The organism is Pantoea sp. SGAir0430 (genome assembly GCF_043549295.1).
On record NZ_CP039427.1, the window covers coordinates 282,431 to 309,366 of the forward strand.

The 26,936-nt window shown below is 60.6% G+C and carries 27 protein-coding genes; 20 read left to right on the plus strand and 7 right to left on the minus strand.

Translation table 11 applies throughout. The features are described from left to right. The first annotated feature begins 36 nt into the window (after positions 1-36). The 8 genes from E7738_RS01440 to mlaA are packed head-to-tail and all read left to right on the plus strand — an operon-like array spanning position 37 to position 6,464. Positions 37-777 carry a heme ABC transporter permease gene (locus tag E7738_RS01440; protein ID WP_031280027.1) on the plus strand — a complete coding sequence of 247 codons (741 nt, stop codon included), beginning with the start codon at positions 37-39 and terminating at the stop codon, positions 775-777. Beyond that, on the plus strand, positions 774-1,007 hold the full coding sequence (gene ccmD, locus E7738_RS01445) for a heme exporter protein CcmD (protein ID WP_031280028.1): 234 nt from the start codon (positions 774-776) through the stop codon (positions 1,005-1,007). The genes E7738_RS01440 and ccmD overlap by 4 nt, the downstream gene beginning before the upstream one ends. After that, positions 1,004-1,489: a cytochrome c maturation protein CcmE gene (ccmE, locus tag E7738_RS01450; RefSeq protein WP_021509145.1), complete on the plus strand. Its 486-nt coding sequence runs from the start codon at positions 1,004-1,006 to the stop codon at positions 1,487-1,489. The genes ccmD and ccmE overlap by 4 nt, the downstream gene beginning before the upstream one ends. Further along, a complete protein-coding gene (locus E7738_RS01455; RefSeq protein WP_058769877.1) occupies positions 1,486-3,444 on the plus strand; it encodes a heme lyase CcmF/NrfE family subunit in 1,959 nt (652 codons plus the stop codon). Before ccmE ends, E7738_RS01455 begins: the two co-directional genes overlap by 4 nt. Continuing rightward, positions 3,441-3,998, plus strand: a complete 558-nt coding sequence (locus E7738_RS01460) for a DsbE family thiol:disulfide interchange protein (protein ID WP_010617464.1) — start codon at positions 3,441-3,443, stop codon at positions 3,996-3,998. Before E7738_RS01455 ends, E7738_RS01460 begins: the two co-directional genes overlap by 4 nt. Next, positions 3,995-4,450 carry a cytochrome c-type biogenesis protein gene (locus E7738_RS01465; RefSeq protein WP_021509148.1) on the plus strand — a complete coding sequence of 152 codons (456 nt, stop codon included), beginning with the start codon at positions 3,995-3,997 and terminating at the stop codon, positions 4,448-4,450. The genes E7738_RS01460 and E7738_RS01465 overlap by 4 nt, the downstream gene beginning before the upstream one ends. Beyond that, entirely contained in the window at positions 4,450-5,661 is a 1,212-nt protein-coding gene (gene ccmI / locus E7738_RS01470) for a c-type cytochrome biogenesis protein CcmI (RefSeq protein ID WP_394516021.1), read from the plus strand. Before E7738_RS01465 ends, ccmI begins: the two co-directional genes overlap by 1 nt. Before the next feature lie 35 nt (positions 5,662-5,696). Then, positions 5,697-6,464 (plus strand): phospholipid-binding lipoprotein MlaA, encoded by a 768-nt coding sequence (gene mlaA / locus E7738_RS01475; RefSeq protein WP_021509150.1) that lies wholly within the window; start codon positions 5,697-5,699, stop codon positions 6,462-6,464. Between the two features lie 71 nt (positions 6,465-6,535). Here mlaA and fadL read toward each other — a convergent pair whose 3' ends face one another. Next, entirely contained in the window at positions 6,536-7,819 is a 1,284-nt protein-coding gene (gene fadL / locus E7738_RS01480; RefSeq protein WP_021509151.1) for a long-chain fatty acid transporter FadL, read from the minus strand. A gap of 358 nt (positions 7,820-8,177) precedes the next feature. Between fadL and E7738_RS01485 the strand changes: the two genes are divergently transcribed. The 4 genes from E7738_RS01485 to sixA all read left to right on the plus strand — a co-directional run bounded on the left by E7738_RS01485 (position 8,178) and on the right by sixA (position 12,760). Then, positions 8,178-8,474, plus strand: coding sequence for a YfcZ/YiiS family protein (locus E7738_RS01485; RefSeq protein ID WP_309786691.1), 297 nt, complete (start codon positions 8,178-8,180; stop codon positions 8,472-8,474). 168 nt (positions 8,475-8,642) lie between these two features. Further along, positions 8,643-9,953: an acetyl-CoA C-acyltransferase FadI gene (gene fadI / locus E7738_RS01490; RefSeq protein WP_021509153.1), complete on the plus strand. Its 1,311-nt coding sequence runs from the start codon at positions 8,643-8,645 to the stop codon at positions 9,951-9,953. Next, positions 9,953-12,082, plus strand: a complete 2,130-nt coding sequence (gene fadJ / locus E7738_RS01495; protein ID WP_394516022.1) for a fatty acid oxidation complex subunit alpha FadJ — start codon at positions 9,953-9,955, stop codon at positions 12,080-12,082. Before fadI ends, fadJ begins: the two co-directional genes overlap by 1 nt. A 195-nt stretch (positions 12,083-12,277) precedes the next feature. After that, positions 12,278-12,760, plus strand: a complete 483-nt coding sequence (gene sixA / locus E7738_RS01500) for a phosphohistidine phosphatase SixA (protein WP_021509155.1) — start codon at positions 12,278-12,280, stop codon at positions 12,758-12,760. 289 nt (positions 12,761-13,049) lie between these two features. Here sixA and smrB read toward each other — a convergent pair whose 3' ends face one another. Continuing rightward, complete coding sequence (gene smrB, locus E7738_RS01505) at positions 13,050-13,598, minus strand: endonuclease SmrB (RefSeq protein WP_021509156.1); 549 nt, start codon at positions 13,596-13,598, stop codon at positions 13,050-13,052. Between the two features lie 153 nt (positions 13,599-13,751). Between smrB and prmB the strand changes: the two genes are divergently transcribed. The 6 genes from prmB to E7738_RS01535 all read left to right on the plus strand — a co-directional run bounded on the left by prmB (position 13,752) and on the right by E7738_RS01535 (position 18,383). Then, on the plus strand, positions 13,752-14,684 hold the full coding sequence (gene prmB / locus E7738_RS01510) for a 50S ribosomal protein L3 N(5)-glutamine methyltransferase (RefSeq protein WP_021509157.1): 933 nt from the start codon (positions 13,752-13,754) through the stop codon (positions 14,682-14,684). Positions 14,685-14,730: 46 nt separating this feature from the next. Then, positions 14,731-15,816 (plus strand): chorismate synthase, encoded by a 1,086-nt coding sequence (gene aroC / locus E7738_RS01515; RefSeq protein ID WP_058758410.1) that lies wholly within the window; start codon positions 14,731-14,733, stop codon positions 15,814-15,816. Between the two features lie 8 nt (positions 15,817-15,824). Continuing rightward, positions 15,825-16,649, plus strand: coding sequence for a penicillin-insensitive murein endopeptidase (gene mepA, locus E7738_RS01520; protein ID WP_394516323.1), 825 nt, complete (start codon positions 15,825-15,827; stop codon positions 16,647-16,649). A gap of 9 nt (positions 16,650-16,658) precedes the next feature. Then, entirely contained in the window at positions 16,659-17,456 is a 798-nt protein-coding gene (locus E7738_RS01525) for a sulfite exporter TauE/SafE family protein (RefSeq protein WP_152390613.1), read from the plus strand. Positions 17,457-17,522: 66 nt separating this feature from the next. Then, positions 17,523-18,068, plus strand: coding sequence for an elongation factor P hydroxylase (locus tag E7738_RS01530; protein ID WP_058775832.1), 546 nt, complete (start codon positions 17,523-17,525; stop codon positions 18,066-18,068). A gap of 33 nt (positions 18,069-18,101) precedes the next feature. Continuing rightward, positions 18,102-18,383: a YfcL family protein gene (locus E7738_RS01535; RefSeq protein WP_010617478.1), complete on the plus strand. Its 282-nt coding sequence runs from the start codon at positions 18,102-18,104 to the stop codon at positions 18,381-18,383. A gap of 29 nt (positions 18,384-18,412) precedes the next feature. Here E7738_RS01535 and mnmC read toward each other — a convergent pair whose 3' ends face one another. Then, positions 18,413-20,425: a bifunctional tRNA (5-methylaminomethyl-2-thiouridine)(34)-methyltransferase MnmD/FAD-dependent 5-carboxymethylaminomethyl-2-thiouridine(34) oxidoreductase MnmC gene (gene mnmC, locus E7738_RS01540; RefSeq protein ID WP_394516023.1), complete on the minus strand. Its 2,013-nt coding sequence runs from the start codon at positions 20,423-20,425 to the stop codon at positions 18,413-18,415. 155 nt (positions 20,426-20,580) lie between these two features. Between mnmC and fabB the strand changes: the two genes are divergently transcribed. Further along, the gene (fabB, locus tag E7738_RS01545) at positions 20,581-21,801 is read left to right on the plus strand and encodes a beta-ketoacyl-ACP synthase I (RefSeq protein ID WP_021509164.1); all 1,221 of its coding nucleotides are present in this window, start codon (positions 20,581-20,583) and stop codon (positions 21,799-21,801) included. 62 nt (positions 21,802-21,863) lie between these two features. Here the strand turns inward: fabB and E7738_RS01550 are convergent, their stop codons facing one another. Continuing rightward, positions 21,864-23,282, minus strand: coding sequence for a MocR-like pyridoxine biosynthesis transcription factor PdxR (locus E7738_RS01550; RefSeq protein WP_394516024.1), 1,419 nt, complete (start codon positions 23,280-23,282; stop codon positions 21,864-21,866). Positions 23,283-23,368: 86 nt separating this feature from the next. Here E7738_RS01550 and E7738_RS01555 point away from each other — a divergent pair, with 86 nt between their 5' ends. Then, positions 23,369-23,812: a rhodanese-like domain-containing protein gene (locus E7738_RS01555; protein ID WP_058769886.1), complete on the plus strand. Its 444-nt coding sequence runs from the start codon at positions 23,369-23,371 to the stop codon at positions 23,810-23,812. A gap of 14 nt (positions 23,813-23,826) precedes the next feature. Here E7738_RS01555 and flk read toward each other — a convergent pair whose 3' ends face one another. The 3 genes from flk to E7738_RS01570 form a co-directional block, all read right to left on the minus strand. Beyond that, a complete protein-coding gene (flk, locus tag E7738_RS01560; RefSeq protein WP_021509167.1) occupies positions 23,827-24,858 on the minus strand; it encodes a flagella biosynthesis regulator Flk in 1,032 nt (343 codons plus the stop codon). Between the two features lie 118 nt (positions 24,859-24,976). Beyond that, a complete protein-coding gene (locus E7738_RS01565) occupies positions 24,977-26,485 on the minus strand; it encodes a tripartite tricarboxylate transporter permease (RefSeq protein WP_058775828.1) in 1,509 nt (502 codons plus the stop codon). Between the two features lie 12 nt (positions 26,486-26,497). Beyond that, positions 26,498-26,929, minus strand: a complete 432-nt coding sequence (locus E7738_RS01570; RefSeq protein ID WP_222986394.1) for a tripartite tricarboxylate transporter TctB family protein — start codon at positions 26,927-26,929, stop codon at positions 26,498-26,500. Positions 26,930-26,936 lie beyond the last annotated feature (7 nt).

The window sequence follows — 26,936 nt, forward strand, 5'->3', positions numbered from 1 at the left end:
CGCCATCCGAATTCTTGTTTAGTGTGAGCAATGTCAATGTGGAAATGGTTACACCAGTGGGCAAAGCCTGAGCGGCTTTACCAGCTATGCGGTCGCTTGATTCCCTGGTTCGCAGTCCTGGGCGTCGGCGCGCTGCTGCTCGGCTGGATTTGGGGATTCGGCTTTGCGCCGGCGGATTATCAGCAGGGCAACAGCTTCCGCATCATGTACATTCACGTGCCGGCGGCGATGTGGTCGATGGGCGTCTATGCCTCGATGGCCATCGCCGCCTTTATCGGTCTGGTGTGGCAGATGAAAATGGCCGATCTGGCGGCTGCGGCGATGGCGCCAGTGGGGGCGGTATTTACCTTTATCGCACTGGTGACCGGCTCGGCGTGGGGCAAGCCGATGTGGGGCACCTGGTGGATTTGGGATGCGCGTCTGACTTCTGAACTGGTGCTGCTGTTCCTCTATATGGGCGTGATTGCGCTCTATCACTCTTTCGACGATCGCCGCACCGCCGGACGCGCGGCCGGCATCCTGATTCTGGTCGGCGTGGTTAACCTGCCGATTATTCACTTCTCCGTGCAGTGGTGGAACACGCTGCATCAGGGCTCGTCGGGCATTCTGCAACAGGCGATCGATCCCAGCATGCGCACGCCGCTGCGCTGGTCGATTCTCGGCTATCTGCTGGTGTTTGGTGCGCTCACCCTGATGCGTCTGCGCAACCTGATTCTGTTTACCGAACGTCACCGCCCGTGGGCGATTGACGTGGCGCAGGGAGGACGCAAAGCATGACGCCTGCCTTCTCATCGTGGAGCGAGTTTTTCGCCATGGGCGGCTATGCCTTTTACGTCTGGCTGGCCGTGTGTTTTACGCTGATTCCGCTGATCGGTCTGGTGCTGCACACCGTGTTGTTCCGTCGCCGCCTGCTGGCAGAGATTCGCCAGCGTCAGTCCCGCGAGCGCCGCATCCGCGCGGCAAAAGCTAAACAAGCTGCCAGTGAAGCAGCAGGAGAGTCCGTGTGAATATCCGTCGTCGTAACCGCCTGTATGTGGTGGTGGCGGTGCTGGTGGGCTTAGGCCTTGCCACGTCGCTGGTGATGTACGCGCTGCGTTCCAACATCGACCTGTTCTACACCCCGAGTGAAATTCTGTACGGCAAAGGTGAGGATCACCAGAAGCCAGAGGCCGGTCAGCGCCTGCGCGTCGGCGGCATGGTGATGCCCGGTAGCGTCAAACGCGATCCGAAAACGCTGGCGGTGTCGTTCAAACTATATGATGCCAACGGCGTGGTCAGCGTCAGCTACGAAGGCATTCTGCCGGATCTGTTCCGCGAAGGGCAGGGCGTGGTGGCGCAGGGCGTGCTGGAAGACGGCAATCTGGTCAACGCCAAAGAGGTGCTGGCGAAGCACGATGAGAAGTATACGCCGCCGGAAATTCAGGACGCAATGAAGAAGAATCATAACGGACCGGCAGCGGCCTATCAGCAGGCGGGTACACAATCATGATGCCGGAAATTGGCAGCTTTCTGCTGTGTCTGGCGCTGGGCTTAGCGCTGTTATTGAGTATTTATCCGCTGTGGGGCGCGGCGCGTCAGGATGGCCGGCTGATGGCGCTGGCGCGTCCGCTCACCTGGGGCATGTTCCTGTGCATCGCCGCCGCGTTCCTCGTGCTGGTGCACGCGTTTGTGGTCAACGATTTTACCGTCGGCTACGTTGCCACTAACTCCAATTCGCTGCTGCCGGTGTATTACCGCATCGCCGCCACCTGGGGCGCGCATGAAGGATCGCTGCTGCTGTGGGTGCTGCTGCTCAGCACCTGGACATTAGCGGTGGCGATTTTCAGCCGCGGCATGCCGCAGGATGCGCTGGCGCGCGTGCTGGCGGTGATGGGGATGATCAACCTCGGCTTCCTGTTGTTCATCATCCTCACCTCGAATCCGTTTACCCGCACGCTGCCGAACTTCCCGATTGATGGGCGCGACCTCAACCCGATGCTGCAGGATATCGGGCTGATCTTCCATCCGCCGCTGCTCTATATGGGCTATGTTGGCTTCTCGGTGGCGTTTGCCTTTGCCATCGCGTCACTGATGGCAGGCCGGCTGGATACTGCCTGGGCGCGCTGGTCACGTCCGTGGACCACTGCGGCATGGGTATTTCTGACTATTGGTATCGTGCTCGGTTCCGCGTGGGCGTATTACGAACTCGGCTGGGGCGGTTGGTGGTTCTGGGATCCGGTCGAAAACGCGTCCTTTATGCCGTGGCTGGCCGGCACTGCGCTGATGCACTCATTGGCGGTGACAGAAAAACGCGGCAGCTTCAAGTCATGGACGGTGCTGCTGGCGATTACCGCGTTCTCATTAAGTCTGCTGGGCACCTTCCTGGTGCGTTCGGGCGTGCTGGTGTCGGTGCACTCGTTCGCCTCGGATCCGGCGCGCGGTATGTTTATCCTCGCCTTCCTGGTGATTGTCATCGGCAGTTCGCTGCTGCTGTACGCCCTGAAAGGGGGCCAGGTGCGCAGCCGCGTGCAGAGCGAAGCCTGGTCGCGCGAATCCTTCCTGCTGGGGAACAATGTGCTGTTGATTGCCGCAATGCTGGTGGTGCTGCTCGGTACGCTGCTGCCGCTGGTGCATAAACAGCTCGGGCTGGGCAGCATTTCGGTTGGCGAGCCGTTCTTCAATACCATGTTCACATGGCTGATGGCGCCGTTCGCACTGATGCTCGGCATCGGGCCGCTGGTGCGCTGGCGCCGCGATGAGCCGCAAAAGCTGTGGAAGCGGCTCGGTGTGGGTCTGCTGGTGACGCTGATCCTGTCGATCGTGCTGCCGTGGCTGTTGCAGGATCGCATTGAAGCGATGACGGTGATTGGCCTGCTGATGGCCATCTGGGTGATCCTGCTGACGCTGATGGAGCTGCACGAACGCGCTACCCATCGGCACCGTTTTCTGGCGGGATTGCGCCATCTGTCGCGCAGCCACTGGGGCATGGTGCTGGGCCATCTTGGCGTGGCGGTGACGGTGGTGGGCATTGCCTTCAGCACCCAATACAGCGTTGAGCGTGACGTGCGCATGAAGGCCGGCGACAGCGTGGATATCCACAACTATCACTTTATTTTCCGCGACGTGCACAATCTGCAGGGCCCCAACTACAGCGGTGGCGTGGCGATTATCGATGTCACACGCAACGGTAAGCCAGAAGCGGTGCTGCATGCAGAGAAGCGCTTCTATACCGCAGCGCGCACCATGATGACGGAAGCGGCGATCAGCGGCGGCTTCACGCGCGATCTCTACGCGGCGCTGGGCGAAGAGCTGGATGACGGTTCCTGGGCGGTGCGTATTTATTACAAACCCTTTGTGCGCTGGATCTGGTTCGGCGGCGTGTTTATGGCGGTGGGCGGCCTGCTGTGCCTGCTCGATCCGCGCTATCGCTCGCGCAAAAAAGCGCAGCGCGAGGAACTGGCATGAATAAAAAGATCCTGTTTATTCCTTTAGTCCTGTTTCTGCTGCTGGCGGCAGCGCTGCTGTGGCAGCTGACGCGCAACGCCAGCGGTGACGATCCTACGCGCCTCGAATCGGCGCTGATCGGTAAACCGGTGCCGGTGTTTAAACTCGAAGCGCTGGATCAGCCGGGCAAAATCTATAACCAGCAGGTGCTGACCGATGGCAAACCGCTGCTGCTGAACGTCTGGGCCACCTGGTGCCCGACCTGCCGCGCCGAGCATCAATATCTCAACACGCTGGCGGAGCAGGGCATTCGCGTGGTTGGCCTCAATTACAAAGACGATCGCAGCAAAGCCGTCACCTGGCTTAACACGCTCGGCAATCCGTATGCGCTGAGCCTGTATGACGGCGACGGCATGCTCGGTCTGGATCTCGGCGTCTACGGCGCGCCGGAGACCTTCCTGATTGATGGCCACGGCATTATCCGCTACCGCCACGCCGGCGACATGAACGACCGGGTGTGGAATGAAGAGGTGAAGCCGCTGTGGCAGAAATACAGCAAGGAGGCCGGCGTATGAAACAGCTGCTTATGTTGCTCGCGGGTCTGCTGCTGAGCACCAGCCTGTGGGCCGCGATCGATACTTATCAGTTCGATTCGGTCCAGCAGGAGGAGCAGTATCGCGAGCTCACCGCATCGCTGCGCTGCCCGAAGTGCCAGAACAACAGTATTGCCGACTCCAACGCGATGATTGCCGCCGACATGCGGCTGAAAGTGTATGAGCTGATGAAGCAGGGCCAGAGCCGCCAGCAGATCATTGATTACATGGTGGCGCGTTATGGCAACTTCGTCACTTATGAACCGCCGGTGACGCCATCGACGCTGATTCTGTGGGTTGGGCCGGCGCTGTTTGTGGTGCTCGGCGGGCTGATTATTATTCTGCGCAGCCGACGCGGCAACGCGCGCAGCGAGCTGGATGACGATGAACAACAGCGCCTTGCGGCGATTCTGAAGCGTGACGGGAAGCCGTAATGACTGGATTCTGGATTACCCTGATTATTTTACTGGCGGCGGCGACGGCGCTGTTTGTCGGTGCCGGCTGGCGGCAGCGTCAGGCCAGCAGCGGCGATCGCGATCGTCTCAATACCGATTTTTATCAGCAGCGCCTGCGCGAGCTGGAGCATGATGAAGCCGAGGGCGTGGTCAGTGAACGTCCGGAGATGGTGCGCGAACTGCAGCAAACGCTGCTGACCGACGTGCCCGGCGACGCGGCGGCCCGCGCGCATCACAGCAGCCGCTGGGTGCTGCTGCCGGGCGTGATCGTGCTGGTGCTGGTGTCGGTGGGCGTTTATCTGAAAACCGGTGGCCTCGCCCAGCTGGCGGGCTGGCAGAGCGTGAAGCAGGAGTACCCGGCGCTGCGCGCGCGGGTGATGGATCCCAATGCGCAGCCGCTGACCATGGAAGAGCTGGCGCGTCTGCAGCTCGGCCTGCGCACCTCGCTGCAAAACGATCCGCAAAACCTCAATGACTGGGCGATGCTGGGCCGCCTCGGCATGGTGCTGAACAACGCCACCGATGCCAGCCAGGCCTTTGAGCACGCTTTGCAGCTGGCGCCGGACAACCTTGAACTGCAGCAGGATTATGCCGAAGTGCTGACGCGCTCCAGCGATCCGCAGGATAACCGCCAGGCCAATATGCTGCTGAAAGACCTGCTGAAGCGCGACCACAGCAACGTGCGCACCCTCAGTCTGCTGGCGTTCAATGCCTTTGAGCAGCAGCAGTATGGCGAAGCGATTGGCGCATGGCAGGTGATGCTGAAGCTGCTGCCGGCCGGCGATCGACGCATTACCATGATAGAGCGCAGTATTGAACAAGCGAAAACCGACGCGGGACAGCAAAATAGCCAGCTGGCATTGACGGTGAGCTTAACGCCAGAGGCAGAAAAAATGTTACCGCCGGGCGGAGTGTTGTATATTTCTGTGTCTGACGGTGTTTCACCGGTGCCTGTGGCTGTAAAGCGTTTACCGCTCAGCCACTTCCCGCTATCGCTTACGCTGGATGACAGCAACGCCATGATGCCGGATCGCCTGCTTTCGGCGCAGCATCAGGTGCAGGTCAGGGTGCGCATTTCGCGCGATGGTAGTGCTAATCCGCAGTCCGGCGACTGGTTTGGTTTAAGCGCGGTCACCCCCTGGGATGGTCACCAGCCGATGGCTGTTGAGGTCAATCAGCAGCAGCCCTGAAGCGATACACCTTTTATCTGCACAGGGAGAGAAGAATGAATAATCGCCTGACCGGCCTGGCGCTGGCCAGTTTACTGCTGGTGGGATGTGCCAGTTCCAAACCGGCCGACGAGACGACGCCTGCGCAGCGCAGCGATCCGCTCGAAGGGTTCAACCGCACGATGTTTAACTTCAACTACAACGTGCTGGATCCCTATGTAGTGCGCCCGGTGGCGGTTGCCTGGCGTGATTACGTGCCGGTGCCGGCCCGTACCGGGCTGAGCAACTTCCTCGGTAACCTTGATGAACCGGCCAGCATGGTGAACTCGATTCTGGTCGGCGAGCCGCGTCAGGCGGGCATTCACTTTACCCGTTTCTTCCTGAATACCGTGCTCGGCCTCGGCGGTTTCATCGACGTCGCCGGCAAAGCCAATCCCCAGCTGGCGCGTGAAGTGCCGCACCACTTTGGCAGCACGCTGGGCCGTTATGGCGTTGGCTACGGTCCGTACGTGGTGCTGCCAGGTTACGGCAGCTTTACCGTGCGTCAGGATGGCGGCGACTACGTCGATACGCTTTATCCGGTGCTGAGCTGGCTTACCTGGCCAATGTCGATCGGTAAATGGACGCTGGAAGGGGTGGAAACGCGCGCGCAGCTGCTTGATTCCGACGGCCTGCTCAGACAGCAGCAGGATCCGTACGCCTTTATCCGCAACGCCTATTTCCAGCGTAACGATTTCCTCGCCAGCGGCGGCAAGCTGAAGCCGGAGGAGAACCCGAACGCCAGCGCGATTCAGGACGATTTAAAAGATATCGACTCTCAATAAATGACAACGGCGACCAACAGGTCGCCGTTTTGTTTTCAGCTGCCGACCCGCATGGGCCGCTGCACTGATTATCAGAATTTGTAGTTAAAGTTAGCGCCGTACAGCCAGGCCTTACCTTCGGAATTAAAGGTATAAGGACCTTCTTTCACCGTCACGTGCTGACCGTGCATATAGGAAACCCCGACATCCACCGACGCATCCGGCGTGAAGGCGTAAGACGCACCGGCGCTCAGCCACAGGCGATCCTGATCCGGAATCGAGATGGAACGTTTATCCGCCGGCACCGGGCTGTCATCAAACGCGATACCGGTACGGAACGTCCAGTTATCGTCGTAGTTGTAGGTGGTACCTAACGCGATGCGATATGCATCACGGTAGCCTTCATCTTTATAGAACAGCGTCTGGCCGTTGCTGCCGGTGGCTTTCAGCTCCTGGAACTGGCTCCAGCTGGTATAAGCGAGGCTGTAGTGCACCGCCCACTGTGGCGCCACTTTATGCCAGCCGGACACTTCCCACATTTCCGGCAGGTTCAGCGTCAGCGAACCCGGAATGGTGGCGCCGCTGGTGCCATACGGCAGACCCAGCGCAATCGCCTGCGGCGTGCCGTTAAAGGCGCGCGGGATATTGCTCTTATAGTCGCCGTCGAAGTCGATCTTCACTTTGGAACGATAGGTGAAGCCGAAGCGGTTGTTTTTATCCACTTCATACAGGATACCGGCGTTCCAGCCGTAGCCCCATTCGTCACCTTTCAGGTGCGCGACCTGGGTATCGGCCGGCAGACCGGCGCGGGCACCGGCTTCACCGGCGTAGCGCTCAATTTTCGCTTTGGCGTACACCGCGTCAAAGCCGACGCCGAAGCTGAAGTTATCATTTAACCGATAAGCGGTGCTGAGGTTGAAGTTGCCGGTCATCAGATCGGTTTTGCCACCAAAGCCGCCCGCGGTGTAACCGTTATTAAATTCGGTGGCCAGACCGTAGTTCGAGGTGGCCGAGGCGCCAATCCACCACTGATCGTTAATCGGATGCACATAATGGATGTTCGGGATCCACTGGTTAGGCGCAATATTGCTGGCGTTGAGGCTGTTGCCGGTCGGGCTGTTACCGCTGATATCCACTTCCGGGTCGATATAGACGGCACCGATGGAGAAAGAAGGGCGGTCCATCAGGGCCATAGTGGCTGGGTTACGGCTGGCAGAGGCGGCGGTATCACCCATGGCGCCTTCACCGGAATAGGCGCGGCCCAGGCCGATTGCTGAGAATTCGTTAAGTTGAAAGCCTGCGGCGTAGACGTGAGAAGAGACGAGCGCCACTGCAGCTGCCACAGCTGACTTTGCAAACAGGTTCTTATGGTTCATGACCACAACCTCATCTAAATTATTATTAAACGTAGTTACGTCGCGTAACAAAGGACGGCGGATTGTAGGGACTGACGATACAGACACATATCAGACCAGTGCGACGAGTATAGGTCCGACCTGTGTATTTGTTGCAATATTGTTTTTAAAATATTTCTGCTTTGATCGATAAAATCAGATCTGCTTAACAAAATCCTTGCGGTTCTGCTCCAGCATAGCGAGTCAAATTTGTTTTGGATCAAATTTTAGTGTGATATTCGTCACTTAGCGGGCGGAAGATAGCCGCGACGTGGCATCCGGCGTACACTTTGCAGCAGAAAATGATCCGATAGTGTTGATTTATCGTCAGGAGAAAAACATGACTGATGCCATTAGAAACTGTAGTGCGAACGAAACGGCAGCCTGCTGCTGCGTTGACGTGGGCACCGTGATGGACAATACCGATTGCAGCGCCAACTGGTCAGGTGTGTTCGCTGACCGTCAGGCGGCAGAAGCAATGCTGGCCGAGCTGAGCGCCAAAGCGCGCCAGGTCGAGTCCGATCCGTGCGAGATTCATTCGCGCTTTACCGACGAAGCAGACGGCGTGCGCCTGGACGTCGATTTCACCTTTGCCTGCCAGGCCGAAACCCTGATTTTCCAGCTCGGCTTACGCTAATCCCGCCGCTGCCGACCCGCTTTTTCGGCAGCGTTGCCTCTTTTTCGTGTTACTCCTCGCACTTTTTTTCTTCTGTTATTGGCGACTTAGCAACACCTGGTTAACACTGATGATCAGGTCAGACCTGTTGGGCAATGATGCTCAGGTCGTAAATTACAGGTGAGTGCAATGAGCAAAGCGCAGCCGCTGCTGACGCGTCAGGGCGAACGTATCGCCATTACCCACGGATTACGCACCCCGTTTGCCCGCCAGGCAAGCGACTTTCATGGCATTCCGGCGCTGGAGCTGGGGCGCATGGTGGTCAGCGAATTAATGGCGCGCAGCGAATTGCCGGTGGAGGTGATCGATCAGCTGGTGTTCGGCCAGGTGGTGCAGATGCCGGAAGCCCCCAACATCGCGCGTGAAATCGTGCTGAGCAGCGGACTGAGCGTGCACACCGATGCCTACAGCGTGAGCCGCGCCTGCGCCACCAGCTTTCAGGCAGTGGCCAACGTGGCGGAAAGCCTGATGGCCGGGACCATTGATGCAGGTATTGCCGGTGGCGCTGACTCCTCCTCGGTGCTGCCGATTGGCGTCAGCAAAACGCTGGCGCGCGCGCTGGTTGACCTCAATAAAGCCCGCACCCTGAGCAAAAAATTACACATCTTACGCCGCCTGCGCCCACGCGATCTGTTGCCGGTGCCGCCGGCAGTGGCGGAATACTCCACCGGTTTACGCATGGGCGACACCGCCGAGCAGATGGCCAAAACGCACGGTATTACGCGTGAGCAGCAGGACGCGCTGGCGCTGCGCTCGCACCAGCGTGCAGCGCAGGCCTGGCAATCCGGCGTGCTGGCGCAGGAAGTGATGCCGGCGTTTGTGCCGCCGTGGAAAGCACCGATTGAGCAGGACAACAACATTCGCTTTAACGCCAGTGCGGCGGATTATGCAAAGCTGCGTCCGGCGTTTGACCGTCGCCACGGCTCGGTCACCGCGGCCAACAGCACGCCGCTGACCGATGGCGCGGCGGCGCTGATTCTGATGCGCGAAGGGCGCGCGCGTGAGCTGGGCATTACACCGCTCGGATACCTGCGCAGCTATGCGTTTGCCGCGATTGATGTCTGGCAGGACATGTTGCTCGGACCGGCTTACGCATCACCGCTGGCGCTGGATCGCGCCGGCATTACCCTCGGCGATCTGACCCTGATCGACATGCATGAAGCCTTTGCCGCGCAGACGCTGGCCAACCTCAGGCTGTTTAACGATGAACGCTTTGCGCGTGAAGTGCTGAAGCGCGATCGCGCGCTGGGCGAAGTCGACGAGACGCGTTTCAACGTGCTGGGCGGTTCCATCGCCTACGGTCATCCGTTCGCCGCCACCGGCGCGCGCATGATCACGCAAACGCTGCATGAGCTGCGGCGGCGCGGCGGCGGCTTAGGGCTGGTAACCGCCTGTGCCGCTGGCGGATTAGGCAGCGCGATGGTTCTGGAGGCCGAATAATGAGCGAATCTGCATTCCATTTACAGATGCGTCCGGATCACGTTGCGGTGATCACCATTGATGTGCCGGGCGAAAAGATGAACACCCTGAAAGCGGAGTTTGTGCCGCAAATCCGCGCGGTGCTGGCGGAGGCGCGCAGCGATGCGCAGCTGGCGGGCATCGTGCTGATTTCGGGCAAACGCGACAACTTTGTCGCCGGTGCGGACATCAGCATGATCGCCCGTTGTGAAACGGCGCAGCAGGCTGAAGCGCTGGCGCGGCAGGGACAGGAAGTGATGGCGGAGATCGCCGCGCTGCCGTTCCCGGTGGTCGCCGCCATTCATGGAGCCTGTCTTGGCGGCGGGCTGGAGCTGGCGCTGGCCTGCGATGCGCGCATCTGCTCGCTGGATGAGAAAACCCGTCTCGGCCTGCCAGAGGTGCAGCTCGGCCTGTTGCCCGGTTCCGGCGGCACCCAGCGGTTGCCGCGTCTGATTGGTGTGCAGCAGGCGCTGCCGCTGATCCTCAGCGGCAAACAGCTGCGCGCTAAGCAGGCGCTGAAGCTTGGCCTGGTGGATGATGCGGTGCCGCAGGCGATTCTGCTGGCAACCGCCGTGGCACGTGTCCATAAAGGAAAGCACGCCGCACGCAGCCTGTCGCGCCGCGATCGCCTGCTGCAGGGGCCGCTGGCGCGTCCGCTGCTGTTTACGCTGGCCAAACGCCAGACCGATGGTAAAACCCACGGTAACTATCCGGCCACCGACCGCATTTTGCAGGTGGTGCGCATCGGGCTGGAGCAGGGCAGCGCCGCCGGTCACGCCGCGGAAGCGCGCGCGTTTGGCGAGCTGGCGATGACCGTGCAGTCGGCCGCACTACGCAGCCTGTTTTTTGCTTCCACCGCCCTGAAGAAAGAGCCGATGGCGGATGCGCCGCCGCGCCCGCTGCAGCAGATTGGCGTGCTGGGCGGCGGGCTGATGGGCGGTGGGATTGCCAGCGTCACCGCGCTGAAAGCCGGTCTGCCGGTGCGAATCCGCGATATCAACCTGAACGGCGTTAACCACGCGCTGCAGTACAGCTGGGATTTGCTGAGCAAAAAGGTAAAACGGCGCCAGCTCAAGCCGGCGGAACGCCAGCAGCAGATGGCGCGCATCAGCGGCGGCACCGATTATCAGGGCTTCCGCCAGCGCGATCTGGTGATCGAAGCGGTGTTTGAGGATCTGGCGCTGAAGCAGCAAATGGTGGCCGAGATTGAAGAACACTGTCAGCCGCACACCATCTTTGCGTCTAACACCTCCTCGCTGCCGATTGCGCAGATCGCCGCCGGCGCGCAGCGCCCGGAGAATGTTATCGGCCTGCACTTCTTCAGTCCGGTAGACAAGATGCCGCTGGTCGAGGTGATTCCGCATAGCGGCACTTCAGCACAGACGCTGGCCACCACGGTGGATCTGGCGCGTCGTCAGGGCAAAACCGCCGTGGTGGTCGCTGACCGTCCCGGCTTTTATGTTAACCGCATTCTCGCGCCCTATATAAATGAAGCCATGCGCTGTCTGCTGGAGGGCGAGCCCATTGAACACATTGATAGCGCACTGGTGAAATTTGGTTTCCCGGTCGGCCCGCTGCAGTTGCTGGATGAAGTCGGTATTGATGTCGGCAGCAAAATCAGCCCGATTCTCGAACAGGCCTACGGTTCACGCTTCAGCGCGCCGCAGGCGGTGAGCGCTATCCTGGCCGACGATCGCAAAGGGCGCAAAAACCAGAAAGGTTTTTATGATTATCAGCGCACGCGCTGGCCGCGCAAACGTCAGGCCGATGCCAGTCTGTACCGCCTGCTGCAGTTAAAACCCCAGGCGAAACAGAGCGAGCAGCAGATCGCCACGCGCTGTGTGATGCTGATGCTTAACGAGGCGGTACGTTGTCTCGACGAAGCGGTGATCCGCAGCGCCCGCGATGGCGACATCGCGGCAGTGTTTGGCATCGGGTTTCCGCCGTTTCTCGGCGGGCCGTTCCGCTATATTGACCAGCGTGGTGCGGGCGAGATCGTCAATACATTACGTACATTAATGCAGCAATACGGCGAGCGTTTTACGCCCTGTGACGCGTTAGTGGCAATGTCAGAAGGGAAAACGAATTTTTACACTTCTGCACATTCATGAATAGCCGCACGGATTCAGCGGGTTAGAATCGGGGCCGCGCAGTGCCTGGCGCGGCACCATTCTGAGATATGCTTATTTAATAAACAACCGGTTGACTATACTCAAGCCATTGGGGTAAAACACAGCGTTCATTCGCAGAATGAAGCGTCTGGTGCTGTGGTACCCGGCGATATCGACAAACAACAGCGGTGCTTTATGCAAGTTTTTATCATGCGTCACGGCGACGCAGCTCTGGAAGCAGCGAGTGATGCGGTTCGTCCTCTCACCCTGTGTGGCTGCGACGAATCACGTCAGATGGCGAGCTGGCTGAATGGTCAGACGCCGGGAATCGATAAGGTGCTGGTCAGCCCTTATCTGCGCGCCGGGCAAACGCTCGCCACGGTACGTGAAGCGCTGAAACTGCCGGAAGGGCAGGAAGTGCTGCCAGAACTGACGCCAGGCGGCGATCCGGGCATGGTCGCCTGCCATTTACAGGCGCTGGCAGTGCAGGGTGCGCACGCGGTGCTGGTGATTTCGCATCTGCCGCTGGTGGGTTATCTGGTATCTGAACTCTGCCCGCAGGAAGCGCCACCGATGTTCGCCACCTCCGCCATTGCCTGCGTGGAGTTTGATGCCGACGCCTGCGAAGGCAAGCTGGCGTGGCAGGTGAGTCCGGCCAAATTAGCCAAAGCCATGTAATTCCCCTTCATACTTCAGGCTGCAGCTGCGTTGGCTGCGTCAATTCACCCCAGTCACTTACTGATGTAAGCTCCTGGGGATTCATTTCCTTGCCGCCTTGCTGCAACCTGAATTATTTTGGGGAATGATGTGCGCTCAAACCGCAACTGCGTTGGCTAAGTCATTTCATCCCAAGCACTTCTTCGCATAAGCTCCCGGGGATTCATTCCCTTGCCGCCTTGCTGCAACCTGAATTATTTTGGGGAATAATAGAGATCACTTTATTTCCCACTCGCTGTCCCTTTGCCGGTCAGGGTAATTCCGGCGGCTGCCACTCTTCGACTTCAATCAACACCAGCAGCGCGGCGTCGCCGCCAAACAGTTTGGGTGCCTGGTGAAACGCCATCACGTGCGGATGCTGTGCCAGCCACAGCGGGGTTTGCTGCTTGAGAATGTGCTTGCCGTGGCCGGTCATCACGCTGGCACAGAAAATATGCTCGCGGCGGCAGGCGGCAATCAGCGCGCCGAGTTCCTGTTTCGCCTGAAGCTGGGTTAACCCATGCAGATCGAGAAAAATCTCTGGCGTGTAATCGCCACGCCGTAATTTTTTCAGCTCGTAATGGCTGACGTCGGCGCGTACATAGCGCGTCGGCCCGTCGCTGGAGAGCAGGGGCTGAAACTCATCGGAGAAATAATGGCTGTTATCGGCCTGCTCAGACAGCAGCCGCTTCAGCGGCACTTCACGGCTTTTCACTGCCGGTTTGTGCACGATCGTATCCTGTTTCAGCTGGCGCGTACCGCTCATTAGCTGGCGGAACAGCGCCTGGTCGTCCTGGCTTAGCGGCGTCTTTTTACTCATGTCTCAGTGAATCATCAGAAATGGCGGGTGTCTGGCCGTTACCTTACCGCTAAGCGTCAAAAAATGTCAGCTTTTTCACCTCGCTGCGCTGAATTCTGCCCGGCTTCATGGCACACTATCGGCCGATTGATTTTATGGCCTGCGGAGGGCTACGTGGACAAGATTTTCGTCGATGAGGCAGTGAACGAACTGCACACCATTCAGGATATGCTGCGCTGGGCAGTAAGCCGCTTTTCGGCGGCGGGCATCTGGTACGGCCACGGCACGGACAATCCCTGGGACGAAGCGGTCCAACTGGTGCTGCCGACGCTGTGGCTGCCGCTGGATATTCCGGAAGACATGCGCCACGCGCGCCTGACCGCCAGCGAACGTCACCGCATCGTGGAACGCGTAATCCGTCGCGTCAACGAGCGCATTCCGGTGGCCTATCTCACCAACAAAGCCTGGTTCTGCGGCCATGAATTCTACGTCGATGAGCGCGTGCTGGTGCCGCGTTCACCGATTGGCGAGCTGATCGAAAACCGCTTTGCCGGCCTGATCGACGGCGCGCCACGCCACATTCTCGATATGTGCACCGGCAGCGGCTGTATCGCCATCGCCTGTGCGTACGCCTTCCCGGAAGCGGAAGTGGATGCCGTCGATATCTCCACCGACGCGCTGGCCGTGGCTGAACAGAATATTGAAGAGCACGGTCTGCTGCATCACGTCACGCCGATTCGCGCCGATCTGTTCCGCAATCTGCCGCAGGTTAAATATGATCTGATCGTCACCAATCCGCCCTACGTCGATGCCGAAGACATGGACGACCTGCCGAACGAATATCGCCACGAGCCGGAACTCGGTCTGGCCGCGGGCAGCGACGGCCTGAAGCTGGTGCGCCGCATCCTGGCCTGCGCGCCGGACTACCTCAGCGAGCAGGGCGTGCTGATTTGCGAAGTCGGTAACAGCATGGTGCACATGATGGAGCAGTATCCGGACGTGCCCTTTACCTGGCTGGAATTTGATAACGGCGGTGACGGCGTGTTCATGCTGACGCGCGATCAAATCGTCGCGGCGCAGTCGCACTTCTCATTCTATAAAGACTAAAAATCGGGGCGAGCGCTCGCCCGCAACATCGCAACAAGGAACCCCCATGGCCGGAAACAGCATCGGACAACTTTTTCGCGTTACCACCTTTGGCGAGTCGCACGGTATTGCGCTTGGCTGCATTGTTGATGGTGTGCCGCCCGGCATCCCGCTGACCGAAGCCGATATTCAGCACGATCTCGATCGTCGTCGTCCCGGCACTTCGCGCTATACCACCCAGCGCCGCGAGCCGGATCAGGTGAAGATTTTGTCCGGCGTGTTTGAAGGCGTCACCACCGGCACCTCCATCGGTCTGCTGATTGAAAACACCGACCAGCGTTCGCAGGATTACAGCGCGATTAAAGATCTGTTCCGTCCCGGCCATGCGGATTATACCTACGAACAAAAATATGGTCTGCGCGACTATCGCGGCGGCGGCCGCTCCTCGGCCCGCGAAACCGCCATGCGCGTAGCGGCCGGTGCCATTGCTAAAAAGTATCTGCAGATGAAGCACGGTATCGTGGTGCGCGGCTATCTGGCGCAGATTGGCGACATCGCCTGCGAGCTGAAAGACTGGAGTATCGTGGAAGATAACCCCTTTTTCTGCCCCGATGCCGACCAACTCGATGCGCTGGACGAACTGATGCGCGCGCTGAAAAAAGAGGGTGACTCTATCGGTGCCAAAGTCACTGTAATGGCCGAAAACGTGCCGCCGGGCCTCGGTGAGCCGGTATTTGATCGCCTCGACGCCGACCTGGCGCACGCGCTGATGAGCATCAACGCGGTGAAAGGCGTGGAGATCGGTGATGGTTTCGCGGTGATCAACCAGCGCGGCAGTCAGCACCGTGATGAAATCCGCAGCAACGGTTTTCAGAGCAACCATGCCGGCGGCATTCTCGGCGGGATCAGCAGCGGCCAGACCATCAGCGCCAACCTGGCGATGAAGCCCACTTCCAGCATCACCGTGCCGGGCAACACCATCACCCGCGACGGCGCGGAAGTGGAGATGATCACCAAAGGCCGTCACGATCCCTGTGTTGGCATCCGCGCGGTACCGATCGCGGAAGCGATGATGGCGATTGTGCTGATGGATCACCTGCTGCGCCAGCGTGGGCAGAACGCTGACGTTAACAGCAGCGTCCCGCGCTGGTAAGCCGCATGATGCGCCGCCTGCTTCTCTCCCTTGCCGCGCTGCTGTGCAGTGCGGCCAGCCTGGCTGCCACGCCGTGGCAGCAAATCCATCAACCGATTGCCGGCAGCCCGCAGTCCATCGGCAGTTTTGCCAACGGCTGTATCGTCGGGGCGCAGCAGCTGCCGCTCAACTCGCCCAACTATCAGGTGATGCGTCAGGATCAGCGCCGCTATTACGGCCACCCGGACCTGATCGCCTTTATCCAGCGCCTCAGCACCCAGACGCATCAGCTGCAGCTGGGCCAGGTGCTGATTGGTGATATGGGCATGGCCGCCGGCGGACGTTTTAGCAGCGGCCACGCCAGCCATCAGACCGGTCTCGACGTGGATATCTGGCTGCAGCTGCCGCAGAGCCGCTGGACGGCACAGCAGCTGCTGAAGCCGCAGCCGCTCGATCTGGTTGGGCCGGACGACCGCCAGGTGATTGCGCGTCACTGGCAGCCGCAGATCGACAGCCTGATCAAGCTGGCGGCGAAAGATGACGACGTCACGCGCATCTTCGTCAATCCGGCAATTAAAAAGCAGCTTTGTGCCGATGCCGGTAACGATCGTGCGTGGCTCCACAAAGTGCGGCCGTGGTTCGCCCACCGGGCACACATGCACGTGCGCCTGCGCTGTCCGCCTGGCAGCCTGGAGTGCGAAGATCAGGCGCCACCGCCGCCGGGCGATGGCTGCGGCGCAGAGCTGGAGAGCTGGTTCCTGCCGAAGAAGCCGGGCAGCACGCCGCCGGTGAAGAAATCCCCGCCGCCGTTGCCGCCTTCCTGCCAGGCGTTACTTGATAAGCATCTACTGTAGGAACCTGAGATGGATCTGTTTGTTGTCAGCCCGATGGTGCTTGGCGTGCTGTTTCTGGTCGCGGTGCTGGCGGCCTTTATCGACTCCATCGCCGGCGGTGGCGGTCTGCTGACCGTGCCATCGCTGCTGGCAGCCGGTCTTTCACCGGCGCAGGCGCTGGCGACCAACAAGCTGCAGTCGGTTGGCGGCTCCTTCTCGGCCAGCCTCTATTTTGTGCGGCGCGGCGCGGTGAAACTGCGCGAGCAGCGGCTGAATATCGCCATGACCTTTCTCGGCGCGATTGGCGGAACGCTGCTGATTCAGCATATTCAGGCTGAGATACTGCGTCAGATTCTGCCGCTGCTGCTGATCAGCATCGGGCTGTGGTTCCTGCTGATGCCACGTCTTGGCGAGGCCGATCGCGAGCAGCGCCTGCATGGCCTGGCGTTTGCGCTGGTCGGTGGCGGCTGCGTCGGCTTTTACGATGGCTTCTTCGGCCCGGGTGCCGGCTCGTTTTATGCGCTGGCCTTCGTCACGCTTTGCGGCTTCAATCTGGCCAAAGCCACCGCCCACGCCAAAATCCTAAATTTCACCTCCAACTTCGCCAGTCTGCTGTTCTTTATGTTCGGCGGCAAGGTGGTGTGGGGCACCGGCGTGATTATGCTGCTGGGGGCGTTTATTGGCGCACGCCTCGGCGCCAGGCTGGTGCTGAGCCGCGGTCAGAAGCTGATTCGCCCGATGGTGGTGACGGTGTCTGCCGTGATGAGCGCTAAGCTGTTGTGGGACAGCCACGGCAGTGTCATTCTCGCCTGGTTTGCCGCACTGTAATCCGCACTCGTCAAAACCGGCCGCCAGTGCGACAATGGCGGCGGTTTGTTTAAAGATTAAAATATTATGAGTAAAGAGCACCATTATCAGCAGCTGGTGGATATTTTTGACGGCTGCTTTGCTGACGATTTTCAGACGCGTCTAATTAAAGGCGATGATGAACCTATTTATCTTCCAGCGGATGACACCTCACCGTGGCACCGCGTGGTGTTTGCCCATGGCTTTTACGCCAGCGCGCTGCACGAAATTTCGCACTGGTGCATTGCCGGTGAAGCGCGGCGTAAGCTGGTGGATTTTGGTTACTGGTACTGCCCGGACGGGCGCGATGCGCAAACGCAGGGCCAGTTTGAAGCGGTGGAGATTAAGCCGCAGGCGCTGGAGTGGCTGTTCTGTGTGGCAGCCGGCTTTCCCTTCAACGTCAGCTGTGACAATCTCGACGGCGATTGTGAACCGGATCGCATCGCGTTTCAGCGCAAGGTGCATGCGCAGGTGATGCATTATCTGCAGCACGGCATTCCGGCGCGTCCGGCGCGCTTTATTGATGCGTTAGCCAGCTATTATGGTACGCCTGCACTGACGGCGGCACAGTTTCCGTGGCCGGAAGATCTGTGAGCCGCACTCCGATAAATGAAGGATGATGAGAAGATGATCGTAGAATTCGAGTCCCGCATTCTGGCGCTGATTGACGATATGGTCGAACATGCCAGCGACGACGAACTGTTTGCCAGCGGTTATCTGCGTGGCCATCTGACGCTGGCAGTAGCGGAAATTGAGCAGAGCGGCGAACACACGCCGGAAGCGCTGCAGATTCAGGTCACCAACAGCCTGCAAAACGCCATCGCCGCCGGTGAGCTGTCGCCGCGCGACCAGGCGCTGGTGGTGGGCATGTGGGATAACCTGTTTACCCAGGCGCGCCTCACTGCCTGACTGGCCGGGGCGATCGCTCGCCCCGCGCTTTAGCGTCCTGCCTTTTTCCCTTTCAGCAATTTGCGCACCCAGTAACGGTTGGGATGCAGCGCCGCCAGCGTGCTGCTGTCCAGCGGCTGCGGCTCGCCGCTCATTTGCGCCGCCAGCACTTCTGCTGCCAGCGGCGCGCTGCACAGTCCGCGCGACCCCAGCGCGCCGAGCACGAACAGGCCGGGATGCACCGGCGCTTCCGCAATCTGCTCGCCGCGCGCGCGCCGCGCCGCTAGATCCGCATACTCACTGAACGTCGCCGCGTAATCCGGCACGCTGCCGCTCATCGGCAGATGATCGCGCGTGGCGCAGCGCACGCCGCTGCGCGCTTCATCAGCGCTGACGTCAACCTGCGTCGGCCAGCTGACCTGCGGCAGACAGTTAATCAGCCGCTGGCGATTCTCCTGCTGATCGTCGGCGCGGAAAGCGGTTGTCGTTTCACCGCGATGGTAGCTGGCACCGATGCAGTGCGTGGCAAAGTTCGGGCTGACCGGGGTGAGATAGCCGTCGTAACACAGCACGGTGCGCAGCGGGTTCAGCGCCGCGTTGGTCGGCACATGGCTGACCTGACCGGCCACCGCATACACCGGCAAATCGCGGCTTTGCCCGATCGCCTGCAGCGCATGGCCGTTAGCCAGCACCACCTGCTGATGGGTGACCGCGGGCTGGTGGGCAAACTGCAGCGTCCAGCCAGCCTGCTGGCGTGCCAGCTGCGTCACGCGATGCAGCCAGTGCATGCGCAGCCCCTGAGTCTGGGCATACTCCAGCAGATTGCTGGTGAGCTGTGACGGCGACAGCCAGCCGCCCTGCGGATAGAAAATGCCGCCGCAGTCGAGATCGACGCCGGCCAGCTGCTGCGCCTGCTGCGGGCTGACGCCGTGCGCCAGCTCGTGCGGCAGATCCATGCTCAGCATCTGCGCGATCTTCTCTGCGCTTTTGGCATCCCAGCCGAGCTGCAGCACGCCGCTCCACTGATGTTCGAACATCACCGGCAGCGCATCATACAGGCGACGGGCAAAGCTGAACGCCGCCGGGAAAAAAGTGGCGAGCGCCGGATCGTGCTGGTTAAGCAGCGGATAAAGCGCGCCCTGACGGTTACCCGATGCGCCGAGCGCCGGGGCGGCATCGGCGCAGTACAGCGTAACCTGCCAGCCACGCCGCAGCAGCGCCAGCGCCAGCACCGCGCTGGCCACGCCGCCGCCAATCAGCGCCACCTCGCGGCTGGCGGCCTGCGGACGCGCATACCACGGCTGAGCCGCTAGCTGCCCGGGGGCGCTGTCCAGCACGCCGGTCAGCATTTCACGCTTGTGGCCGAAGCCTTTGCGCTTCGCCACGCTGAAGCCGGCCTGCTGTAAGCCCCGCCGCACAAAGCCCGCCGAGGTAAAGGTGGCGAAGGTGCCGCCGGGACGCGCCAGCCGCGCCATGGCGGCGAACAGCGAAGGCGTCCACATCTCCGGATTTTTCGCCGGCGCGAAGCCATCTAAAAACCACGCGTCAACCTGGCCGTTGAGACTGTCATCAAAAGTATCAATCAGCGCGTTAATATCACCCAGCCACAGATCCAGCGTCACCTCGCCGCCATTGAACAGCAGGCGCTGACAGCCGGGCAGGGCCAGCGGCCACTGCTGCTGTAGCTGTCCGGCCCACGGGGCCAGTTCCGGCCAGTGCGCGTGCGCGCTCACCAGATCGGCGTGGGTCAGCGGGTATTTTTCGCAGCTGATGAAGTGCAGGCGGCGCAAGCCGGCTTGCGGATGGGCGGCGCGGAAGCGATCGAACGCCTGCCACAGGGTAAGAAAGTTGAGTCCGGTGCCAAAACCGCTCTCGGCAACGATGAACAGATCGCGCGGATGTGCGGCAAATCGCTGCGGAAGATGGTTACCGTCGAGGAACACATAGCGCGTCTCCTCCAGTCCGTTGTCGTTGGAGAAATAGACGTCGTCGAACGCTCGGGAAACAGGTGTACCCTGATCGTTCCAGTTTAATTGCGCGTGTTCAACCGGGGATAACTTCACGGGAAAGGCTCATTTTTCAGGCAGTGGCGCGATTTTAGCGAGTGGCGTCACATGACGCAAATTTACAAAAGGAAATGGCTGATCGGACTTGTTCGGCGTACAACTGTAAGCTAGAGTGCACGTCAATCCAAAAGAAGTGGAATGAGGACTATTGAATGAAACGTGCAGTGATTACTGGCCTGGGTATCGTTTCCAGTATTGGTAATAACCAGCAGGAAGTGCTGGCTTCCCTGCGTGAAGGCCGTTCCGGAATCACTTTCTCCGAAGAGATGAAAGATGCCGGCATGCGCAGCCATGTATGGGGTAACGTCAAACTGGACACTAACGGGCTCATCGATCGCAAAATCGTGCGTTTCATGAGTGATGCCTCAATCTATGCCTATCTGTCGATGGCAGAAGCAATCAAAGATTCCGGCCTGACGGATGAGCAGTACCAGAACAACCCGCGTGTTGGTCTGATTGCCGGTTCCGGTGGCGGTTCCCCGCGTTATCAGGTGTTCGGTGCCGACGCGATGCGTGGCCCGCGCGGCCTGAAAGGCGTTGGCCCGTACGTGGTGACCAAAGCGATGGCGTCCGGCGTCTCTGCCTGCCTGGCCACGCCGTTCAAAATCCACGGCGTTAACTACTCCATCAGCTCGGCGTGCGCGACGTCAGCACACTGCATCGGTAACGCGGTGGAGCAGATTCAGCTGGGCAAACAGGATGTGGTATTTGCTGGCGGCGGCGAAGAGCTGAGCTGGGAAATGGCCTGTGAGTTCGACGCCATGGGCGCGCTCTCCACCAAATACAACGAAACCCCGGAAAAAGCGTCGCGTACTTACGATGCCAGCCGTGACGGCTTCGTTATCGCCGGCGGCGGCGGTATGGTGGTAGTGGAAGAGCTGGAGCATGCGCTGGCGCGTGGTGCCCACATCTACGCTGAGATCGTCGGCTACGGCGCAACCTCTGACGGCGCTGACATGGTGGCTCCGTCAGGCGAAGGCGCGGTGCGTTGCATGAAGATGGCGATGCAGGGTCTGGATACGCCAATCGACTACCTCAACACCCACGGCACGTCAACGCCAGTCGGCGACGTGAAAGAGCTGGGCGCGATTCGCGAAGTGTTTGGCGACAACACGCCATACATCTCCGCGACCAAAGCCATGACCGGTCACTCGCTGGGTGCGGCAGGTGTGCAGGAAGCGATTTACACCCTGTTGATGCTGGAGCACAGCTTCATCGCGCCAAGCATTAACGTGGAACAGCTGGATGACGCAGCGAAAGGCATGAACATTGTGACGCAGCCAACCGAAAAAGCGCTGACCACGGTGATGTCCAACAGCTTCGGCTTCGGTGGCACCAACGCCACGCTGACCCTGCGTAAATACCAGGCGTAACGCTTACACTAATGCTCAAAGGCCGGTTAATCCGGCCTTTGTTGTTTTTGTCGCTGACGGATTCAGGTTGCCAGCAGCCTTACCAGCTTCGCGCAGGCGCGGTCAATTTCGCCGGGCGTCAACGCCGCAAAGCCAAGTATCCAGCCCTGCTGTGGCGATGCGCCGGCGTAAAGGAGCGAAAGCCGCGGCAGCAGCAGACCGTCGGCCTGCGCCTGCTGCGTGAGCCGCGCCTCATCTCCCTGTAATAACTCAACCGTCAATTGTAACCCGCCTGTCGCCGGCATCGGCCGCAGCCACGGCTGCAGATGCTGTTCGATCTGTGTCAGCAGCCGATCGCGCCGGCTATGATAGAGCTGACGCATCAGCCGCAGGTGGCTGGCGAAATAGCCTTGCTGGATAAATTCGGCGGTGATCGCCTGCGGCAGCAGGGCGCTGTGGCCGTCCAGTACGCTGCGTGCGCGACCCAGCGCCGTCACCAGCGCCGCGGGCACCACCATCCACGCCAGCCGCAGCGATGGAAACAGGGTTTTGGAAAAAGTCCCCAGGCTGATGACCCGGCTATCGGCTTCCATGCCCTGCAGCGCCGGCGCCGGGCGACCGTCATAATGAAATTCACTGTCGTAGTCATCCTCGATCAGCCAGCTATCGTGCTGACGTGCCCACGCCAGCCACTGCAGTCGCCGCGCGAGGCTCATCGGTGTGCCGGTCGGATACTGGTGGCCGGGCGTCAGATACACCAGTTGCGCCCGGCCGCTGAGTGGCAGCGCGCCCTGATCGTCCAGCGGCATGGCGCGGCAGCGGGCACCGGCGGCGAGAAAGGCGTTACGCGCGCCACGGTAGCCCGGCTCCTCCAGCCACACTTCATCCTCTGCATCCAGAAACATCAGCGCCAGCAGCTGCAGCGCCTGCTGTGAACTGGTGAGCATGATGACCTGCTCAGCCGTACAGCGCACGCCGCGCGACAGCGCCAGATAATCCGCCACCGCCTGGCGCAGCGGCGCATAACCGAGCGGATCGCCATAGCCCATCACCTTACTGCCCAGCACGCGCTGTACGCTGTGGCTCAGCCGCTGCCACTGGCGGTGCGGAAACGCGCGCAGTTCCGGTGATCCGGCGGCAAAGGCAAGGGGAAAAGGGGGATCCTGGCAGCCACCGGTCGCCAGCACCTGCGTGCCGCGCTGCGAAAAGCGCGGTGCGCGCTGCGCTGTCGCCTTTTCCGCCGGTGGCGGCAGGGCGATGGCGACAAAGGTGCCGCGTCCGCTGTGCCGCTGCACGTAGCCTTCGCTCTCCAGCTGGCTGTAAGCGGCTTCGACCGTCACGCGTGACAGCGCCAGATCGGCAGCCAGCTGGCGGCTGGAGGGCAGCTTCTGCCCGAAGCGCAAATGGCCGCTGACAATGGCCTGGCGCAGCGTAGCGCACAGCCGCTGACGTAAGCCGCCCTGAGTCTGATGGCGAAACAGCGGCAAAAAGGCATGGTGCATAATGGTCTTATCGTTCCGGTCAAAGTGGTATCAGAATGCAGACCACTTTGCCGTACACTGCAGGGGAATCACAACAGGAGAATGCCATGTCAGCCGTTTTGTTTTATCCGCCCGCCAGCCCGCAGCACAGCGTGGCTTATTTGCAGCACAAACTCAGCTATTACACCGATGCCTGGGATCTGGCGGCGGATTTGGCGCAGGGCGTCACGCAGATTGTGGTGATTGATGCCCGCAGCCGCGACGCATATCAGGCCGGACATATCTGCGGCGCGCTGTCGTTGCCGCATCGCGAAATGGATGCGGCCAGCACCGCGCGGCTCGATCGTCACCGCGTCTATGTGACTTATTGCGACGGCATCGGCTGCAACGGTTCGACCAAAGCGGCGCTAAAGCTGGCTGAGCTGGGGTTTCAGGTTAAAGAGCTGATTGGCGGGCTGGATTTCTGGAAACGCGACGGCCACCCGATGGCGTGGGGCGCGGCGGCAGGCGAGTGGCCCGCCGCGGCACCCGCGGCGGAGTGCGGCTGCTGAGTACGATGGCTTAACTACAGCAGCAGCCAGAGCAAAAAGAAGAACAGCGCCAGGCCGAGCACCAGCGTCAGCGCCGGGCGCTGCGCCAGTGGACGCGGCAGAATTTCAACAAACGGTGCCCAGATTGGCTGCGGACGCAGCTCGCTGTCGGCCAGCGGCGTTTCGCTGTTGCGCTCGGCGCGGCGGCTGAACAGCAGCATCAGCAGATCCTGACTCTGCGCCGGCGTCAGCAACGTCTGCGGCGTGGCCTGGAAGCGCTGCAGGCTGTAATCCTCCAGCATGCGCTGCTCGTCGTGGCTCAGCGGCTGTTTGAGCGAGCTTTCCAGCAGCTGCAGCGTCGGCGCGCTGTGCTGGCTCAGCGTCTGGCGCACCTGCAAAAACTGCGTCAGCAGCGGGAAGTGGCGTGACGGAACCGGGTCGCCGCTCTTCAGATTAACCAGTTTCAACGTGTCGGCCAGTACTTTTACCGGCGATTCCCCGGTCGCGGCGGCAAGCCGTGTGACCTGCTGGTTGAGCGCCTGCTGTTCGGCCGGTAACAGGGTGCGATCGGTGGTGCGCGTCTGCTGCGGCTGCGGGATCGCCATCTGACCGTTCTGCAACATGGTCAGCACCTGACGCAGCTGATCCTGACTCAGTGCGCTCAACACCGTCTGGTTAAATTGCTGGCGGATAAAATCGCTCACCGCCTGGCGATTGTTGCCCTGCGGCAGCTTTTCCAGCAACTGTTGCAACAGCTGACGCGTGGCGTGGCTGTTCTGCACCTGCGTCAGACGGCTGTTGAGATGCTGCTCCGCCGCCGGAAAATGGCGCGACTGCAGTTCGGCGTCATTTTTCACGCCTACTTCGTGGCGTATGCCAGCCCACAGTTCGGGCGCTTTCAGCGTGCTGAGTGACATGATCCGGACGATCAGGCGTTCCAGCGTGGTGCGCTGGGCCGGGGAGAGCGGCTGGTCGCCCAGTGCCGCGCCGGGGCGGCCGGTGCCGTTAGCCGGGTTAACAGAGGAACGATCGCCCGCGGGCACACCGGGACCGCTGAGAGGTTGCATGGCGGAATCCTTGAAAACGAGTCAGATCCGGGTGCGCCGGAAAAACGATGGCACATGATAGCAAAAGCCCCCGGGAAATCCACGGGGGCGGCAGGGAGAAAAACAATAAGACACGGATTTATTCGGCGGCGGCCAGCTTCATGCGCTTGCGACGCCAGCGCTTCCACAGCGGCGGCACCACCAGCACGGCGACAGCCAGCACCAGCAGCACTTTACAGATCAGGCTTTCCCACAGAATTGGCAGGTTGCCGTTGCTGATTGACAGCGCGCGGCGCAGGTTCTGCTCCAGCATTTCGCCCAGCACAAAGCCGAGAATCAGCGGCGACATCGGGAAATCCATCTTACGCAGGATATAGCCGAAAATACCCAGCCCGACCATCAGCAGCAGGTCAAACGTAGTGCTGTGCACCGCATACACGCCCACCGCCGAAATCGCGGCAATTGCCGGTACCAGGAACCACAGCGGAATGGTCAGCATGCGCGCAAAGATGTTGATCATCGGGATGTTCATGATCAGCAGCATCACGTTACCGATCAGCAGCGCGGCGATCAGCCCCCAGACGATGTCCGGCTGCTCGGTAAACATTGCCGGACCGGGCGTGATGTTATACAGCGTCAGCGCGCCGACCATCACCGCCGTGGTGCCGGAGCCGGGAATGCCCAGCGTCAGCATCGGGATAAACGATCCGCAGGCTGAGGCGTTGTTCGCCGCTTCCGGCGCGGCCACGCCGCGAATGTCACCCTTGCCAAACTGATCGCTGCCGCTGATTTTCTTCTCACTCATATAGGCAATGGCGCTGGCGATGGTGGCGCCGGCCCCTGGCAGCACGCCGACAAAGAAGCCAATGAACGAGGCGCGCAGCGTTGCGCCGGTGGCCTGTGCCGCCTCTTTCATGTTGAACAGCATGCGGCCGCTGGCGCGCACCATCTTCTGGCCGCTGCTGGTGGACTCCAGCATCAGCAGAATTTCGCTCACCGAGAACAGGCCGATGACCACCACCACAAACTGGATGCCGTCCGAGAGATGCACGCTGTCAAAGGTAAAGCGATAAACGCCGGTATTCGCATCAACGCCCACCGTCGCCATGCCGAGGCCAATCAGTGCAGCAAGAAACGACTTCAGCGGGTTGTGGCTCATCATGCTGCCGAGGCAGGCAATGGCGAACACCATCAGCGCGAAATACTCTGCCGGACCAAACGCCAGCGACCAGTTGGCGAGGATTGGCGCAAACAGAATGATGCCGATGATGGCAATGGTCGAGCCGATAAACGAGCTGACCGCCGAGATCGACAGCGCCACACCGGCTTTGCCCTGCTGCGCCATCGGATAGCCATCCAGCGCCGTCATGATCGCCCCGGCATCCCCCGGCACGTTGAGCAGAATCGACGAGATGCGCCCGCCATATTCGCAGCCGATATACACCGTTGCCAGCAGGATCAGCGCGGATTCCGCCGGTAAGTGCAGCGCAAACGCCAGCGGCATCAGAATCGCGACGCCGTTAATCGGCCCCAGCCCCGGCAACAGGCCGACGATGGTGCCGATAAAGCAGCCTATCAGGGCAATCATCAGGTTTTCCGGCGTCATGGCGACGGCAAAGCCCTGCATCAGAAAAGACCAGGTATCCATAAGTGACTCCCGTTAGCTCAGCCAGCTGCCGAAGGGCAGGGTGACATCCAGCAGATGATCGAAGGCGTAGAACAGTGAAATGCCCATTACCGCGCCGGAGAGCGCCGCCGCCCACCAGCGCGCACCAAACAGCATGCCGATGCCAAAGGTCAGCAGCGTGGTACACAGGGCAAAACCAAGACGCTCAAACAGCCAGCCGTAGACGATTAGCATCACGCACAGCGCCAGCAGCTTTTTCAGCGTTGAGGCCACCGGCCACTGCACGCTGTCCGGCTTACGCAGCAGCATCATCACTGCGCAGATCGCCATCAGCCCGAGCAGCAGCAGCGGGAAAGGGCGCGGGCCAACCGGCTCGTAGCTGTACTCGCTCTGAATCTGCCAGCCGATAAACAGTCCGGCCAGGCACAGCACCAGCCAGATGGCAGCAAAAATACGATCGCTCATGTGCGCC